The organism is Pseudosulfitobacter pseudonitzschiae (assembly GCF_900129395.1).
Classification (GTDB): domain Bacteria; phylum Pseudomonadota; class Alphaproteobacteria; order Rhodobacterales; family Rhodobacteraceae; genus Pseudosulfitobacter; species Pseudosulfitobacter pseudonitzschiae.
Genome location: NZ_FQVP01000007.1, coordinates 52,392 through 68,724, shown reverse-complemented (window position 1 = coordinate 68,724; position 16,333 = coordinate 52,392). Strand labels below are relative to the sequence as shown.

Annotated in this window: 14 protein-coding genes; 3 read left to right on the top strand and 11 right to left on the bottom strand. The window is 60.3% G+C overall.

Translation table 11 applies throughout. The features are described 5' to 3' along the window. Positions 1 to 277: 277 nt before the first annotated feature. Positions 278 to 1,372 carry a Hint domain-containing protein gene (locus BUC08_RS18845; protein ID WP_051694553.1) on the top strand — a complete coding sequence of 365 codons (1,095 nt, stop codon included), beginning with the start codon at positions 278 to 280 and terminating at the stop codon, positions 1,370 to 1,372. A gap of 18 nt (positions 1,373 to 1,390) precedes the next feature. Here BUC08_RS18845 and BUC08_RS18840 read toward each other — a convergent pair whose 3' ends face one another. Beyond that, positions 1,391 to 2,179 (bottom strand): alpha/beta hydrolase, encoded by a 789-nt coding sequence (locus BUC08_RS18840; RefSeq protein WP_037928380.1) that lies wholly within the window; start codon positions 2,177 to 2,179, stop codon positions 1,391 to 1,393. 80 nt (positions 2,180 to 2,259) lie between these two features. Here BUC08_RS18840 and BUC08_RS18835 point away from each other — a divergent pair, with 80 nt between their 5' ends. Further along, positions 2,260 to 3,735, top strand: coding sequence for an NAD-dependent succinate-semialdehyde dehydrogenase (locus BUC08_RS18835; RefSeq protein ID WP_037928378.1), 1,476 nt, complete (start codon positions 2,260 to 2,262; stop codon positions 3,733 to 3,735). A gap of 154 nt (positions 3,736 to 3,889) precedes the next feature. Here the strand turns inward: BUC08_RS18835 and BUC08_RS18830 are convergent, their stop codons facing one another. From BUC08_RS18830 to BUC08_RS18795, 8 genes are all read right to left on the bottom strand, one after another. Continuing rightward, entirely contained in the window at positions 3,890 to 4,861 is a 972-nt protein-coding gene (locus tag BUC08_RS18830) for an ABC transporter ATP-binding protein (protein WP_037928375.1), read from the bottom strand. After that, complete coding sequence (locus BUC08_RS18825) at positions 4,858 to 5,835, bottom strand: ABC transporter ATP-binding protein (RefSeq protein ID WP_037928372.1); 978 nt, start codon at positions 5,833 to 5,835, stop codon at positions 4,858 to 4,860. The genes BUC08_RS18830 and BUC08_RS18825 overlap by 4 nt, the downstream gene beginning before the upstream one ends. A gap of 3 nt (positions 5,836 to 5,838) precedes the next feature. Further along, entirely contained in the window at positions 5,839 to 6,744 is a 906-nt protein-coding gene (locus tag BUC08_RS18820; RefSeq protein ID WP_028956986.1) for an ABC transporter permease subunit, read from the bottom strand. 1 nt (position 6,745) lies between these two features. After that, positions 6,746 to 7,753, bottom strand: coding sequence for an ABC transporter permease subunit (locus tag BUC08_RS18815; RefSeq protein WP_028956985.1), 1,008 nt, complete (start codon positions 7,751 to 7,753; stop codon positions 6,746 to 6,748). Beyond that, positions 7,747 to 8,856 carry a M24 family metallopeptidase gene (locus BUC08_RS18810; protein ID WP_037928369.1) on the bottom strand — a complete coding sequence of 370 codons (1,110 nt, stop codon included), beginning with the start codon at positions 8,854 to 8,856 and terminating at the stop codon, positions 7,747 to 7,749. The genes BUC08_RS18815 and BUC08_RS18810 overlap by 7 nt, the downstream gene beginning before the upstream one ends. 78 nt (positions 8,857 to 8,934) lie before the next feature. Further along, entirely contained in the window at positions 8,935 to 10,524 is a 1,590-nt protein-coding gene (locus BUC08_RS18805) for an ABC transporter substrate-binding protein (protein WP_037928367.1), read from the bottom strand. Positions 10,525 to 10,588: 64 nt separating this feature from the next. Then, on the bottom strand, positions 10,589 to 11,176 hold the full coding sequence (locus tag BUC08_RS18800) for a helix-turn-helix domain-containing protein (protein WP_051694551.1): 588 nt from the start codon (positions 11,174 to 11,176) through the stop codon (positions 10,589 to 10,591). A gap of 303 nt (positions 11,177 to 11,479) precedes the next feature. Further along, positions 11,480 to 11,956, bottom strand: coding sequence for an Lrp/AsnC family transcriptional regulator (locus tag BUC08_RS18795; protein ID WP_037928364.1), 477 nt, complete (start codon positions 11,954 to 11,956; stop codon positions 11,480 to 11,482). 140 nt (positions 11,957 to 12,096) lie between these two features. Between BUC08_RS18795 and BUC08_RS18790 the strand changes: the two genes are divergently transcribed. After that, positions 12,097 to 13,134: a zinc-dependent alcohol dehydrogenase family protein gene (locus BUC08_RS18790; protein WP_037928361.1), complete on the top strand. Its 1,038-nt coding sequence runs from the start codon at positions 12,097 to 12,099 to the stop codon at positions 13,132 to 13,134. 463 nt (positions 13,135 to 13,597) lie between these two features. On the opposite strand, the gene BUC08_RS18785 is transcribed toward BUC08_RS18790, so the two are convergent. Both BUC08_RS18785 and uxuA read right to left on the bottom strand, forming a co-directional pair. Then, entirely contained in the window at positions 13,598 to 15,049 is a 1,452-nt protein-coding gene (locus tag BUC08_RS18785; protein WP_037928357.1) for a mannitol dehydrogenase family protein, read from the bottom strand. Further along, entirely contained in the window at positions 15,046 to 16,254 is a 1,209-nt protein-coding gene (gene uxuA, locus BUC08_RS18780) for a mannonate dehydratase (RefSeq protein WP_037928356.1), read from the bottom strand. The genes BUC08_RS18785 and uxuA overlap by 4 nt, the downstream gene beginning before the upstream one ends. Between the last annotated feature and the right edge of the window lie 79 nt (positions 16,255 to 16,333).

Here is a 16,333-nt window from a genome sequence, read left to right as displayed (position 1 = left end):
GACCCTCCTTTGCAGAAAGATCCCGGCGTTCAGGACATATTTTGGGAATGACACCGGCGACGCCATCGCGCGGTCTGACACCAGAATAAGGCAGGCGCAAATCTGGCAAAAGCCCCCTATCTACCCTTGCGATGTCGCAAACGGGACATTGCCCAAATTTCTCACACATTTTTCGACAAATTGAAGCGATGCCGTTTTTCTGCCCCATCTCCGCCATGCGACTCGGTCAAGGCAGGAACGTGTTAACCAATACCCCGCGCCAAAGGATGTCTCGCACATGGCCACCACGTTCAACGTCATCAGCCTGGGTGTTCAAACGCTGATCGACCCGACCGAGGGCAACACAACCGCAGAGAACGCGTCCAGCCTTGTTGGGTTGACCTTTGGGAACGTGCGCGACCCGCTGTGGGAGAACGTGCAGTCGTTTTCACCAGGCACCAACAGCTATGGTCGTGGGACAAACGACGCCTACGACATGAACAACAACGCCGCGTCCGAAAACTTTAGGATCAACGGCGGTCCAAACCAGGTGTTTGACGGCACTGCCATCTACAACGCCACAATTACCTATACCGACGGCACCACCGCGCGGATCACTGCCGTTATTTTTCAGGACACCAATGGCAACACCTATCTGGCCCCCGAATTCTCGGCCAACAGCGACCAGACGGCGTTGCAAGCGAAACCGATCCAGTCGCTGAAACTGAACAGCCTGGAGGGGACGAACTATTCAGGTTTGACCGCATCGCGGCAAACCACAAATTTCATGGTCTGTTTCGCCGAAGGCACGCTGATCCGCACACCGGACGGCGACCGCGCCGTGGAAACCCTCAACGTGGGTGACAGGGTAACGACCTTGGACAGCGGCGCCCAAACGGTCCGCTGGATCAAGGGACGCATGGTGCCCGCCATCGGTGACATGCGCCCGGTGCGCATTGCCCCCGACGCCTTGGGGCGTGGGATGCCGACACGTCCCCTGTGGGTGTCCCGACAACATCGCATGATGGTCCGCTCCCCGGTGGCAACCCGCATGTTCGGCCAGCGCGAAGTTCTGATGCCGGCCCACAAATTGTGTAACCTGAGCGGGTTCGACATCGAAAACAGCATGGGGTTCGTGACCTACTGGCACTTTATGTGCGACGCCCATGAAATCGTCTTTGCCAACGGAGCCCCCGCCGAAACGCTGTACCTGGGCCAGGAGGCGCGCAAGTCCATACTGCCAGAGGCGCTGGACGAGGTGCTGAACCTTTTCCCCGACCTCAGGTCCCACACACAACCGGCTGTCCGTCCGTTCGCCAAGGGGGCGATGATCGACCGGTTTGCCCAACGTCTGGCCAAGAACGGCAAGAAGCCGGTCGAGCACATGGCCTAGGCTCTGGACCCACTCACCTTACATGCCCAGCAACCGGCCCAACATGGCGCTGTCCGGTTCGGTCAGCGGATCGACCACGTCAAAATGGTGTTTGTCCTGCGCGATGTGGTGATCACAACCCCAGGCCTCGGCCAACCATTGCGCCTGATCCAGAAAGGCAGGACGTTCTGCGCCACCAACCCAGACCGTGACAGCGCAGGCAGGAGCAGGCTGGTGAACCGGGCTTTCTGCACGTGCCATGGCGGCGTCCAACTGAAAATCATCGTTCATCGTGGTCAACAACAGCGGCTCAAGATCCGACAACGGCGAGATTGGCATGACATGGCTCACACGTGCCATCGCATCGACGGGCAGCATGCCTTCTGCACACATCCGGGCCACCAGGTGCCCGCCTGCGCTGTGTCCCGCCAAGGCCAGCGGCCCCGTGGTCTGGCCTGCGATCACCTGAACGGCTTGCGCAATCGACTGTGTGATACCGGCAATCCGCCAATCTGGGCACAGCTCGTACCCCGGCAAGGCCACCGACCAACCGCGCGCCACGGCGCCCGCCGCCAGATGCGACCAGTCGCCGGGTGAAAACAACCGCCAGAACCCGCCATGCACAAAGATCAACGTGCCCTTGGACGTGCCTTCGGGCTGGAACAGGTCAAAGCTCTGGCGTGGGCTGGGACCATACCGAAGGCACGTCTGCGCGCGCGCGCCCAGGCTGTCGCGAAAGGCTGTCGCATCACGCGCCCAGCGGGCCGGAAAACTGGCCCCGTCAGGGATGTGGGCACCGTTGGCGTAGGCGTCGTCGTTAACTGGCATATCGCTTCCTTTGCGTCTGGAACTGGACATTCATAGCAGGAGTTGGTTTTGCTGCACGAGACCAAATCTGGAGAGATGCAATGCCAAGTGCAAAGACCGACCTGAAAAGCCTGTTGAAAGACCCCTCGCTGCTGGAAACACGTGCCTATGTGAACGGCCAGTGGATCGACGGTGACGACGGCACCTTCGACGTGACCAACCCTGCGCGTGGCGATGTCATCGCCCAGGTGGCCGATCTGTCGCGTGCTCAGGTGGGCAAAGCCATCGACGCCGCCGAATCCGCGCAAAAAGAATGGGCCAGATGGACAGGCAAAGAACGCGCCGCCGTACTGCGCAAATGGTTCGACCTGATGATGGAAAATCAGGACGACCTGGGCACCATCCTGACCGCTGAACAGGGCAAGCCGCTGGCCGAAGCCAAAGGCGAGATCGCCTATGGTGCCAGCTTCATCGAATTCTTCGGCGAAGAGGCCAAGCGCAACTATGGCGAAACCATCCCCGGCCACCAGCGCGACAAGCGCATCACTGTGATCAAGCAGCCCATCGGTGTGGCCGCGTCGATCACGCCGTGGAACTTTCCCAACGCGATGATCACCCGCAAGGCTGGTCCAGCGCTGGCCGCCGGTTGCGCATTCGTCGCGCGCCCTGCCGCTGAAACCCCGCTGAGCGCCATCGTTATGGGCGTGCTGGCCGAACGCGCGGGCATCCCTGCGGGCGTGTTCAACGTGGTGCCGTCGTCGTCGTCCTCTGCCGTGGGCAAGGAATTCTGCGAGAACCCCAAGGTCCGCAAGCTGACCTTTACAGGGTCGACCGAAGTGGGGCGCATCCTGCTGAAACAAGCCTCGGAACAGGTCATGAAATGCTCGATGGAGCTGGGCGGCAACGCGCCGTTCATCGTCTTTGACGACGCCGATCTGGACGCCGCGGTCGAGGGCGCGATCATGTGCAAGTTCCGCAACAACGGACAGACCTGCGTCTGCGCCAACCGCATCTACGTCCAGGCCGGTGTCTACGACGCCTTTGCCCAAAAGCTGAAGGACCGCGTGTCGAAGATGAAAGTCGGCGACGGTCTTGAAGCGGGCGTGGATCTGGGTCCGCTGATCAACCCCGAAGCCGGTGACAAGGTGATCGAACACATCAAGGACGCCAAATCCAAAGGTGCGACCGTCATCCTGGGCGACGCACAGGACACGATGGAAGGCAACTTCTTTGCGCCCACCATCATCACCGGTGTGACATCCGATATGGCGGTTGCGACCGAAGAAACCTTTGGCCCGCTGGCGCCACTGTTCAAGTTCGAGAACGAGGACGAAGTGATCGCGATGGCGAACGACACGATCTTTGGTCTGGCGTCCTATTTCTACGCCAAGGACCTGAGCCGCGTGTACAAGGTGGCCGAGGCGCTGGAGTATGGCATCGTCGGAATCAACACCGGCATCATCAGCACCGAGCTGGCCCCCTTTGGCGGCGTCAAACAGTCGGGTCTGGGCCGCGAAGGCAGTCACCACGGCATGGAAGACTACCAAGAGATGAAATACATCTGCATGAGCGTGTAAGATTATCATCGTTCAGGGGTATCTGAGCATTTTCAGATACCCCTGAACTACTTTTACCCAATCTCTGCCACCAGACTGCTGGTCGAAAGAACGCGATTTCGCGTGGCGGACGTGATTGCGTGGCTTTTAATCGCGCCGCAAAAGCCTTGCCAAATCAGGCAGGCTCGCCCCCGTTCTCGGGGAAAAAGCAGGCTGCAGCGTGCGGCAGATCCGGCAACACCGGGCGCTCGGCGCGGCATTTGTCCTGCACCTTCCAGCAACGCGGTGCAAAGGGGCAACCATCCGGGATCGACAGCGGTGACGGCAATTCGCCCTGCAGTTTGATCCGTTCCTTTGCCCCACCCGGATCAGCCTTTGGCGTGGCCGAAAGCAACGCCTTGGCATAGGGGTGATAGGGCGCACTGAACACCGCATCCCGGCTGCCCTTTTCGACGGCACGCCCCAGATACATCACGATCACCTCGTCAGCGACGTGACGCACCACGCTCAGGTCATGGCTGATGAACAGATAGGCCAGTTGCAACCGCTCTTGCAGGTCGACCAGCAGGTTCAAAACCGAGCTTTGAATTGACAGATCCAGCGCCGAAACAGGCTCGTCCAATACCAGCACCTTGGGGTCCAGCATCAGTGCGCGTGCGATGGCGATACGCTGGCGTTGACCGCCCGAAAACATGTGCGGATAGCGATCATAATGCTCGGGGCGCAATCCGACCAAGGCCAGCATATCACGCGCCTTTTTCTGGCGCTCTTCCTTGGACATCGACTTGCGATTGATCTTCAGCGGTTCTTCAAGGATAGCGCCGATGCGCTGGCGCGGGTTCAGCGATCCATAGGGGTCCTGAAACACGATCTGCACCGCCTCGCGATGCGATGCCCAGTTGTCCGGCACCAATTCTTCGCCGTCGAGGGTCAGTTGACCTGCCGTGGGCTCTTCGATCATCGTGACCATGCGCGCCAACGTCGACTTGCCACAGCCGCTTTCGCCCACCACGGCCAGCGTCTTGCCGGGGTAGAGAGCAAAGTCCAAGCCCGCCACGGCTTTCAACGTGCGCGACGCGCGCAGCCAGCCGCCCGAGACGTCATAGTGCCGTTCCAGCGCGGTTGCTGTCATCACCGGTTTCGTCATGACGCAACCCTTTCGTCCACATTGAGGGGGTAGAAACACCGTGCATATCCAAGGTCGGGACCAAGGGGCGGCGGCGGATCGGTGCGACATTTGTCAGTCGCAAATTTGCACCGTGGCGAAAACAGGCAGCCAGCGGGCCTGTCGAACTGACCGGGGACCACGCCCGGAATTGTCGGCAGCCGCTTTTCCGTCGCCCGTTCCGGCAGCGCATCCAGCAACGCCGAGGTGTAGGGATGGTGTGGCGTGCGGAACAGCGGCATCACCGGCTGCTCTTCGATCTTCTGGCCTGCGTATTGCACGCTGACGCGTTCCGCCGTTTCAGCCACCACGCCCATATCGTGTGTGATCAACACCAGCCCCATGCCGTTTTCGTCACGCAGCTTGGCCAGCAGGTCCAGAATTTGCGCCTGAATGGTCACGTCCAGCGCGGTCGTCGGTTCGTCCGCGATCAGCAGCTTGGGTTTGCATGCAATCGCCATGGCGATCATCACCCGCTGGTTCATGCCACCCGACATCTGGTGCGGAAATGCCGACAGGCGCTTCTCGGGATCGGGAATACCCACCTGTTCGAACAGCTCGATGGCACGGGTCTGCCGTTCCTGGCGGCCCATCTTAAGATGTTTGCGCAGGGCCTCGCGGATTTGCCATCCTACGGTAAAGCACGGGTTCAGCGACGACATCGGCTCTTGAAAGATCATTGCCATGTCCTTGCCGATGATCTTGCGACGGGCTGCCGGATCGATCTTTAACAGGTCTTGTCCGTCAAAGGTCATTTCGTCCGCTGTCACGGTCGCGGTCCACGGCAACAGCCCCATCACCGCCAGCATCGACACTGATTTACCCGACCCGCTTTCACCGACAATGGCCAGGATTTCGCTTTCGTTTACATCCTGGTCCACCCCGTCCACAGCCCGGAACTGTCCGGTTGCGGTGGCGAATTCGACACTCAGATTTCTGATACGCAAAAGGGCCATGCGCTAGCTCCGCTTCAGTTTCGGATCAAGTGCGTCACGCAGACCGTCGCCCATCAGGTTGATGGCCAGAACGGTGACAAGGATCGCAAGACCGGGAAAGGTGACGACCCACCACGCGCGCAAGATGAATTCACGGGCTTCGGCCAGCATGGTGCCCCATTCCGGGGTTGGCGGTTGTGCCCCCATCCCCAGGAACCCAAGGGCCGCGGCATCAAGGATCGCCGTCGAGAACGACAGCGCCGCCTGCACGATGATCGGCGCAAGACAGTTCGGCAGCACGGTCACGAACATCAGCCGAAGCGTGCCCGCCCCCGCCACACGCGCCGAAGTTACATAGTCCTTTTGCCGCTCGGACAACACGCTGGCGCGCGTCAGGCGGACGTAATGCGGTTGCAGCACGATGGCGATTGCGATCATCGCGTTGGTCAGCGACGGCCCCAGAATGGCCACCAGCACCAGCGCCAGCAGCAGCGACGGAAACGCCAGGACAATGTCCATGATCCGCATGATGATGCTGTCGACCCACCTGGGCGAGAACCCTGCGATCAACCCGATGATGATCCCGCCCGTGGCCGCGATCGTCACAACAAAGACCCCGACAAAGAACGAGAACCGCGCGCCCACGATCAGGCGGGACAGCATATCGCGGCCCAGCGGATCGGTGCCAAGGATGTGGTTCCAGGTCCCCCCATCCTGCCAGACCGGCGGTTGCAGCGTCGCGCCACGAAACTGCTGGGTGGCGTCATGTGGCGCAACCCAGGGGCCGAACACGGCCAAAAAGGCAAAGACCGCAAAAATGGCCAACCCGAATAGGGCGCCTCGGTTTTCGCGGAAATAGAACCAGAATTCACGCAGCCGTCCGGGCCGTTCGTGGACCATCTCGGCTTCGGCGGAAAGGGCGTCATCCATCTCAACGCTTCCTGATTTTGGGGTTGATGACGCCGTACAGCATATCAACCGTTAGGTTTACGATCATGACCATCACGGCAATCAGCAACAGACCGCCCTGCACCACCGGGTAGTCACGGCGGAAAATGCTATCGACCATCCACTTGCCGATGCCCGGCCAGCTAAAGATGGTTTCGGTCAGGATAGCGCCCGCCAGCAGGGTGCCGACCGACAGACCAATCACGGTGACCACCGGTATCAGCGCATTGCGCAGGGCATGAATGCCATTGATCCGTCCCGGCGACATGCCCTTGGCACGGGCGGTGCGGATGTAGTCCTCGCCCAGAACCTCCAGCATTGCGGACCGCGTTTGCCGCGCGATCACCGCCAACGGGATCGTGCCCAGCACGATGGTCGGCAAGACCAGATGGCGCACGGCCGAGGCAAAGGCCCCCTTCTGCCCCGATGCGAGACTGTCGATGATCATAAAGCCAGTGGGGTTGGGGAAATAATACAGCAGGTCAATGCGCCCCGAAACGGGTGTCCACTGAAGATTGCCCGAGAACACGATGATCAGCAGCAGCGCCCACCAGAAAATCGGCATCGAATACCCGACCAGGGCCGTCGACATCAGTGCCCGGTCAAACAGCTTGCCCCGGTTCACGGCGGCAATGACCCCGGCGGGCAATCCCAACAGGACCGCAAAGAGCATCGCAAAAAACGACAGCTCAAGCGTGGCCGGGAACAGCGCAAAAAACTCGTCCCAAACAGGGCGTTTGGTGACGAATGAAGTGCCCAGATCGCCCTGAAGCACGCCGGTCAGATAGTCCCAGAACTGGATATAGATCGGCTGGTCAAATCCGTATTGCGCGGCCAGTTCGGCGTAGCGCGCCTCGGAAACGCCGCGCTCGCCTGCCATCACCTGAATAGGATCGCCGGGCAATGCGCGGATGAAACTGAAGGAAATCAGCGTCACCCCGATGAAGGTCGGGATAAACGTCAAAAGCCGTCCAAGAATGTAATTCAGCATGGGATCACCATCAACTCTTTCGGGAAGCGCGTCAGCGTTTCGTATCCGTCTTCGGTCACCAATACGTCGTCTTCGATCCGTACACCGAAATTCCCGAGCTCGTAGAGACCCGGCTCGTTGGTGTAAACGGTGCCCGCGGGTAAAGCCATTTGGTTGCCCCGCATGATATAGGGCGCTTCGTGCACCTCACGCCCCAGACCGTGACCTGTCTTGGTGCGGATGCGGTCAGCATAGGGCGATGCTTCAAGTACACTTGTTACCACATCATCGATCTCATGGGCAGTCACCCCTGCGCGGGTGACATCAAGGCCAGCAAGATTGGCGCGCAGGACGGTGTCATATACGTCCCGCGCCTCGTCGCTGACGTGATCCAGAAATACCGTGCGCGTGATGTCGGCGGTGAACCCGTCCGCTTTTGCGCCAAAGTCAAAAAGCAGCGCATCGCCCGCCTTGACCTGATAATCGTGCCGCGCGTGTGCATGTGGACGGGCCGAATTTTCGCCAGCCGCCACAATCGGCGTGAAGGACAGGTTATCTGCGCCTTCTTCGAACATCATACGCACCAGCATCTGTTCGATCTGCTTTTCGCTTTGCCCCAGCTTGATCGTCTCAAGCGTGCGGTGCAGGGCGCGCTCTGAAATCTCTACGGCCTTGCGCAGGGCAGCCACGTCCTGAGGCGTCTTGATCATCCGCAACGCCGAAATTTCGCGTTCACCGTCAATGATCCGCAGATCGGGTTGGGCGGATTTCAATGCGTGATGCACAAACACACGCATCACCTGCCCCTCGACGGCCAGCGAGGTGATATTCAGATGCTTCAACAATCCGGCAAAGGCGTCTTGATATCCGGTCTGGTCGCGCCAGTCGAACACCGCGCCTTCGAACCCTGTCGATTGCCAGCTTCCCAGTTCCAGATTGGGCACAAGTGCAGCAGGCGGCTTGTCGGCAGGCACGACCACCAGGAAGGGGCGCTCGTGGCTCATGAAGCTTTGACCAAGCGCGCGGGTGAAATTGGGCCCCGGCACCAATACCACGGCATCGACGTCAAGCTGGCCCGCAACTTCGGCGTAGGCGCGTAAACGGTTTGAAAGTGTATCCGGCACAGGCGGCTTGCTCCTGATCGATCTGAAACAGAAGAGGCAGCGCCGGTGCGGCGCTGCCTCTGTTTGGTTAAGAGTCGCTTATTGCGACAGACCAACCTGGTTGAAGATGTGGCCACCCAGCGGGTGAACAACGTAACCTTCAACTTCAGGGCGCATGGTCATGTAGACAACCGAATGCGCAATCGTCGCCCAAGGTGCTTGATCCTTGAAGATCTCTTGCGCTTGCTCGTACAGGGCCGCGCGTTCATCTTGCGACGACAGCACTTTGGCTTCCTGAATCAGCTTGTCGAAATCTTCGTTGCACCACTGCGCACGGTTGGAACCGCCGACGGCATCGCAACCCAGCAGAACGGCAAGGAAGTTGTCGGGATCGCCGTTGTCGCCAGTCCACCCCAGCAGAACCGCGCCATCGCGGTCTTCGGCTTTGGACCGCTCAAGGTATTCACCCCACTCGTAGGACACGATTTCAACATTGACGCCGACTTTCGAGAAGTCTTCCTGCATCAGCTCGGCCATACGGCGGGCGTTGGGGTTATAGGGACGCTGCACCGGCATCGCCCAGATCTTCAACGACAGGTCGGAGACACCTTCGGCTTCCAGCATCGCCTTTGCCGCTTCGGGGTCGTAATTGTCGTCCTCGATCGCGTCGTTGTAGGACCACATGGTCGGCGGGATCGGGTTCTTTGCAATCTGGCCCGAGCCCTGGAACACCACGTCGATGATCGCCTGCTTGTCGATCGCCATGTTCAGGGCCTTGCGGACCTTGGCGTTGTCAAAGGGTGCGACCTTGGTGTTGTAGGCAAGGTAGCCGACGTTCAGGCCTTCTTGCTCCATCACGACGATGTCTTCAGCGTCCTTCATCGCCTGCACATCGGCAGGGTTCGGGTAGGCCATGACGTGACATTCTCCGGCCTGCACTTTCTGGTAGCGCACCGATGCGTCAGGTGTGATGGCGAAGATCAGGCTTTCGACTTTGGCCGGGTCACCCCAGTATTCGTCGTTGCGCAGATAGCGGATAACCGCGTCTTTCTGATAGGCTTGGAACTGGAACGGGCCGGTGCCGATGGGCGCCTGGTTCAGCATTTCGGGCGTGCCCGCTTCCATCATTGCGTCGGCATATTCTTTCGACTGGATGGACGCAAAATCCATCGCCATGTTGGCAATGATCGGCGCTTCGGGACGGGTCAGGTTGAACACCACGGTATAGTCGTCAACCTTTTCGATGCTCTCGATCAGTTCGGGCATCGACATCGAGTTGAAGTATTCCCATGTGCCGCCGGACACGGTGTAATACGGGTTTTCTTCGTTGCCCTGACGGTCAAAGCTGAAGATCACGTCGTCGGCATTGAAATCGCGCGTCGGGGTGAACTGGTCGTTCGAGTGGAACTTGACACCCTTGCGCAGATTAAAGGTGATCTTCTTGCCGTCTTCCGACACTTCCCAGCTTTCTGCCAGACCGGGGATCGTTTCGGTCGTGCCAACCTTGAATTCGGACAAGCGGTTGTAGATCGGGTGGCTGGACGCATCAAAGGTGGTGCCGGCCGTATACAGCGCCGGATCGAAACCTTCCGGTGACCCTTCCGAGCAATAGACCAGCGACTGGGCATGTGCCGACACGCCCAGCGTGCTTAGCAACAGGCCTGTGGCCATAAGTTTCTTCAAAGACATTTCATTCTCTCCTGTTTGAAGCTTGTTATCCTGCGGCGGGCTTGAGCCGCCGCAGCGACGGATTTCAGCGCCTGAGCGGTAACATCTCGCGGACGTCCGCTTGTTCAGCCTCCGATTGCCCGATTTGCCCGGACTTATCGTATTCCATCCGACCCACCCAAAGAATGCGGGCCGGTACGTCTGTCTTGTTCGACCAGCAGTGTGGCGTATCCCCCAGATAGTGAAGGCTGTCGCCCTCGCGCATGAGATACTCCCGCTCGCCTACCATCTGAGAGATTTCACCCTCCAGAATATAGATGATTTCCTCGCCGATGTGGTTCACCACTTCGGATTCATACCCCGGCGGCACGTTCATCACATAAGAGGTCAGCTCGTGCCCCGAAAAGGTAGCGCCGATTTGCTCGTATTCCACTGGCGACCCGGCCACGGAAAACCGCGGGCGATTGGCGCCGCGGGTCAGGCTGTCGACCGCGCGTGGTGAATGTACAAAGTGGTCAAGATCCACAGCCAGCGCCGTGGCGATCTGGTTCAGCGTCCCCAGCGAAGGCGTGGCATTGCCCCGCTCGACCTGGCTGAGATACCCCGTTGAAACCCCCGACGCCGCAGAAAGCTGTTGCAAAGTCATCGACAGCCGCCGCCGCTGCGTCCGCATCCGCGCCCCCAGCAGATTGGAAGACTTATCTGTTGCCGCTCTGCTTTGCATGGGTGGCTTTGGAGACCTCACGACTGGTTCACATGATCGTTTGGCAGACACTGTCCATCAGAAAGGTTTAGGTCAACAATAAAAATTATTCTCAGGCAAAAATATTTTCCTGATCAGGTGCCGCATGACACGGCATCTTGGCGAAAGCTGGCTCGGGGCTGTTCGTGCTGATCCATCGGCTGTGCGGAATCCGGAGTTGTGCTGATCAGAAAGCCGGCGTTCGCCTTCCGGAATTGCCGGGACAAATTGGCGTCAGGTTTCGCCGTGCATGATCGGCAACCGGCTCGAAGATTTCATTTCGCGCAGCGACAGATTTGACCGGATGCTGGTCACCCCGGGCAACCTGCGCAAGGTGCTCTCCACAAAGGCACTGTAGTCGTCGAGATCTCGTGCGACGGCAATGACCAGGAAATCGTCAGCCCCGGTCGTATTGTGACAGGCCAGGATATTGGGAGAGGTTTCGATAATGCGCTGGAATTCGGCTGTGGCCACCGCGTCATGCTCCGAGCAGCGCAGTTGCACAAAGGCCATGACGCCGAGCCCGATCTTTCTGCGGCTGAGCCGAACCTGATAGCCCTCGATGATGCCACTTTCTTCCAGCCGCTTGAGGCGCCGCCAGCAGGGTGTTTCGCTCATGGACAGATGTTCGGCCAGCTTGGCATTGCTCATGCGGCCATCCTCCTGAAGCAAATTCAGCATCCTGGCATTGACCGCGTCGAGTTTTGTCATGAGGCAATACCCCCTATGTCGGGAAATTATCGGGCAGATTCTGCCCTTATTTTCGCCGAATATGTACAGATTGGCAAAGCTCTTCCCCGGGATATGACTATGATGCCGCAAACCGTTCCTACCTCCGTGGAGATGACCCGATGAAAGCCGTCCTGTTCGAGACGTTCCAAGAACCCCCCAAACTCGTCACCGTCCCCGATCCGACGCCCCAACCGCATGGCGTCGTCCTCAAGGTCGAGGCGACCGGAGTTTGCCGCAGCGACTGGCATGGCTGGATGGGGCATGACAGCGACATCGAGCTTCCCCATGTCCCGGGTCACGAGCTGGCCGGGCGGATCGTGGCCGTGGGCAAGGACGTCACCAACTGGAAGGCGGGCGACAAGGTCACCGTACCGTTCATCTGCGGCTGTGGCAGCTGCTCTGAATGTCATGCCGGGCATCAGCAGGTCTGCCTCCACCAGGAACAGCCGGGCTTTACCCATTGGGGTTCCTTCGCCGAATACGTGGCCATCCATCAGGCCGACCTGAACCTCGTGGCCTTGCCAGAAAGCATGGAGTTCGCCACGGCTGCCAGCCTTGGCTGCCGCTTCGCGACCTCCTTCCGGGCTGTCATCGATCAGGGTCGCGTCAGCGCAGGTCAGTGGGTGGCGGTTCACGGCTGTGGCGGCGTCGGACTGTCGGCGGTGATGATTGCCGCGGCGGCCGGGGCCAATGTCATCGGCGTCGATCTCGACCCGGCGAAGCTGAACCTGGCCCGTGAACTCGGCGCGTTGGCCGTGATCAATGGGCAAGAGGGTGACGTGCCCGCGGCGATCCACGAGATCACCCGCGGCGGCGCGCATGTCTCGCTTGACGCGCTCGGGCACTCCGTGACCATGACCAATTCGATCCTCTGTTTGCGGCCCCGTGGCAAACACATCCAGGTGGGCCTGATGCTTGGCGAACACGCTGCCCCCGCCGTGCCGATGCCCAAGATCGTCGGGCAGGAAATCGAATTGCTTGGCTCGCACGGAATGCAGGCCCATCGTTACGGCGCCATGCTGGACATGGTCGCCAGCGGAAAACTGGACCCCGCGCGGCTGGTCGGGGATAGGATCAGCCTCGCAGACGCCCCCAAGGCCCTGATGAATATGGACAAGTTCCAGTCCGTCGGCGCCACGGTCATTACCCGGTTTTAAGGTGCGCAACCGAGCGGGAGCATCGATGACAGGAGAAGGCTCGCGCATGAAAGCGGTCCGCTGCGCTAAGCACCATTAGTCCCTACAGGTTTCGACGCCAAGCCGTGAGGCCAGATGTCGCCCGGGCTATCAATCCGGGCGACGGCAAAACCGATTGCTCACACAGCTCACCGAAGGATCAGACACAGACCGCTGACAATCGCGAAGACGCGCACAGCCAACCGCAGCCGGGCCATCGCGGCTTGCGGTCTTTAGGGAAATCGCATCAACCGTTGCGGTGGCGTCGCTGACCTCAGTGGATTTGCATGTGGACGCGCTTGCGAAGCTGGCTGTCGATCTGTTAATCCAAACAATTGACGGGCATAAAGGCGAGAGTTCAAGCTCGCCCATGCCACGTCTGGCACCCCGAAAACCTTTGGGTAAGACCGGCAAACCACGTCCCACTCCATACGGGACTCTCGGCCTATTCGGCGTCCAGCGCCCGGCGCATCCCATGGTTCAACATTATGCCCAGACGCGCGCTGACCATCTGCAGGAACGTGCTGTCTTTGGTCAAAACGCTTGGAAAAAATCCCGGCAAAGCAACGAGATTTGCGACAATATCCCCTGCCGACCGGTCACGTGTCAGCTGGGCCAGCTCCTCTTCGCGGGGGTCGCGGAGCGCATAAGCTACGCCTGTTTCGGTCTTGCCCAAGGTGTAGCGCATCCATGCGGCCACGGCGAAAGCGAAAGGAGCCAGAGGCTGCCCCGCCGCCTGCGCATCGACCGCAGGGGCCAGAATGCGCTGGGGCAGCTTTTCGGTGCCGTCCATCGCAATCTGATAGGTCTGGTGCCGCAGGTGCGGGTTGGAAAACCGCGCGACCAAAGCGTCGGCGTACTGATCGAAATCGACACCTGCCAGTTGCGGCAGGGTCGCGGCGGCGGCTGACAGATGGCGCCGCACCAATCGGTTCAGTACAGGGTCCGCCATCACGTCCGACACATGGGTGCATCCGGCAATGAACCCCGCATAGGCCAGCATCGAATGCGCACCGTTCAACATCCGCAGCTTCATTTCCTCATAGGGTTTGACGTCGCTGACAAACATCGCACCGGCGCTTTCCCAAGCCGGGCGGCCAGTGGGGAAATGATCCTCAATGACCCATTGCGAAAAGGCTTCGGTCTCGATCGCGGCGGCATCCTCGCGGCCTGTCATCTCGGCAGCGACAGCCAGGGTGGCCTCGGTCGCGGCGGGTGTGATCCGGTCGACCATCGTCGATGGAAAGGCGACGTCATTTGCAATGTGTTCGGCAATTTCAGGCATGGCCCGGCGGGCGAAGTCCACCAGAAGACCACGCAGCAATCTGCCGTTGTCAGGCAGGTTGTCACAGCACAGCACGGTGAAAGGCGGCACGCCTGCAGCATGACGCGCGTTCAACGCCCAGACCAGCAGCCCCGCAACGCCGACAGGGTCATCCGGTTCATTCAGATCATGCGCGATGGCAGGGTGGCTTGTTTCAACACCGCCGGTGCTGCGGTCGATGCCATAGCCCTTTTCAGTGACGGTGATCGAGACGATGCGCGTGGCGGGGGCGGTCAGCGCCTCCAGCACTGCGGCGCGGTCGGGGCCCAGAGCATATGCGTTGGCAATAGACCCGATGATCCGCGCGCTGCTGCCTTTGGCGCTGCGCTCTATCAGGGTGTAAAGACCGTTCTGCGGGACCAGTTGCGCGGCAGGTTCAAGGCTGCGGAGACTGACGCCGGTGATACGCCAGTCGCCACCGCTGTGCGCAAGGGCGGTGTCGGTATAAGCGGCCTGATGTGCCTTGTGAAAGGCCCCCAGACCCAGATGCACGATCCCTGCCCCATGGCCCGACGGCGTGAACCCAGGACATTTGACGTGGCCCGGCACCCCTTCGGTTCCGGTCAGCCTCATGCACGCACCCGAGGCGAGAGCGCCGCCACGATACCGCGCAGCTCGGCCAGCCCCTTGAGCCGTCCGATCAACGGATACCCAGGCTGGGCCTTGCGACCGTGGTCGTCCAGAATGTCCTGACCGTGGTCCGGACGGAAGGGGATCGACCAGTCGCCACGACCAGCGGCGCGGCGGCGCGCCTCTTCGCGCAGGGCCGCTTCGATCAGGGCGACCATGTCGGTGTCACCGCCCAGATGCTCGGCCTCGTGGAACGATCCGCGCAGGTCGTTGGTCTCGCGTTTGACGTTGCGCAGGTGCAGGAAATGCACGCGATCCCCCAGCCGCTCCATCATTCCAGGCAAATCATTGTCGGGCCGCGCCCCCAGCGACCCGGAACACAGCGTGATGCCGTTGGCGGGGCTGTCGACGCCATCAATCAGTGCCTGATAATGTGCCTCGGTCGACATGATACGCGGCAGGCCCAGCAGGGGCACGGGCGGATCGTCGGGGTGGCAGCACAGACGCAAGCCAAGCCGTTCGGCGGTGGGGATGATCTCAGCCAGAAAATCCAGCAGGTTCTGACGCAGGCGATCCTCGGAAATGCCGTCATACTCGGCCAGATGCCCGCGAACGTCCTCGAGCGAGAAGTTCTCGGCGGCACCCGGCAAGCCGAAAACCACATTCTCGGCCAGTTGCGTTTTGCGCGCCTCGCTCATCGCGGCAAAACGGCGGGCAGCTTCGTCTTGCAGGGCGGCGTCAAAGTCGTCTTTTGCCCCCGCGCGGGCCAGAATGTGCAGATCAAAAGCGGCAAAATCGGCTAGGTCAAAGCGCATGCAAGTTGCCCCGGTGGGCAGACGCCACGCCAGATCGGTGCGGGTCCAGTCCAACACCGGCATAAAGTTATAGCAGATCACCTCGATACCGGCGGCAGCCAGATTTTCCATGCTGGTGATGTAATTGGCAATGTGAGCGCGCCAGTTGCCCTGCTGTTTCTTGATGTCTTCGGACACCGGAAGGCTTTCCACCACGTCCCACGCCAGACCGGACGCGCTGCCGTCTTTCATGGTTGCAATCTCTTGTTGGCGCTTGCTGATCTCCTCGGGCGTCCAGACGGCGCCGGTTGGAACGTGGTGCAGGGCGGAAACAATGCCCTCGACCCCTGCTTGCAGCGTGTCGTCAATCGAAACCATGTCGCGTGGACCGAACCATCGCCATGTCTGTTTCATCTGGAATCCCTCCGAGTCGTCGTTGCGGTCGACCCTATCAGCTTCGCCAATTGCTGACTAGGATGGAAGTATGGTAGTT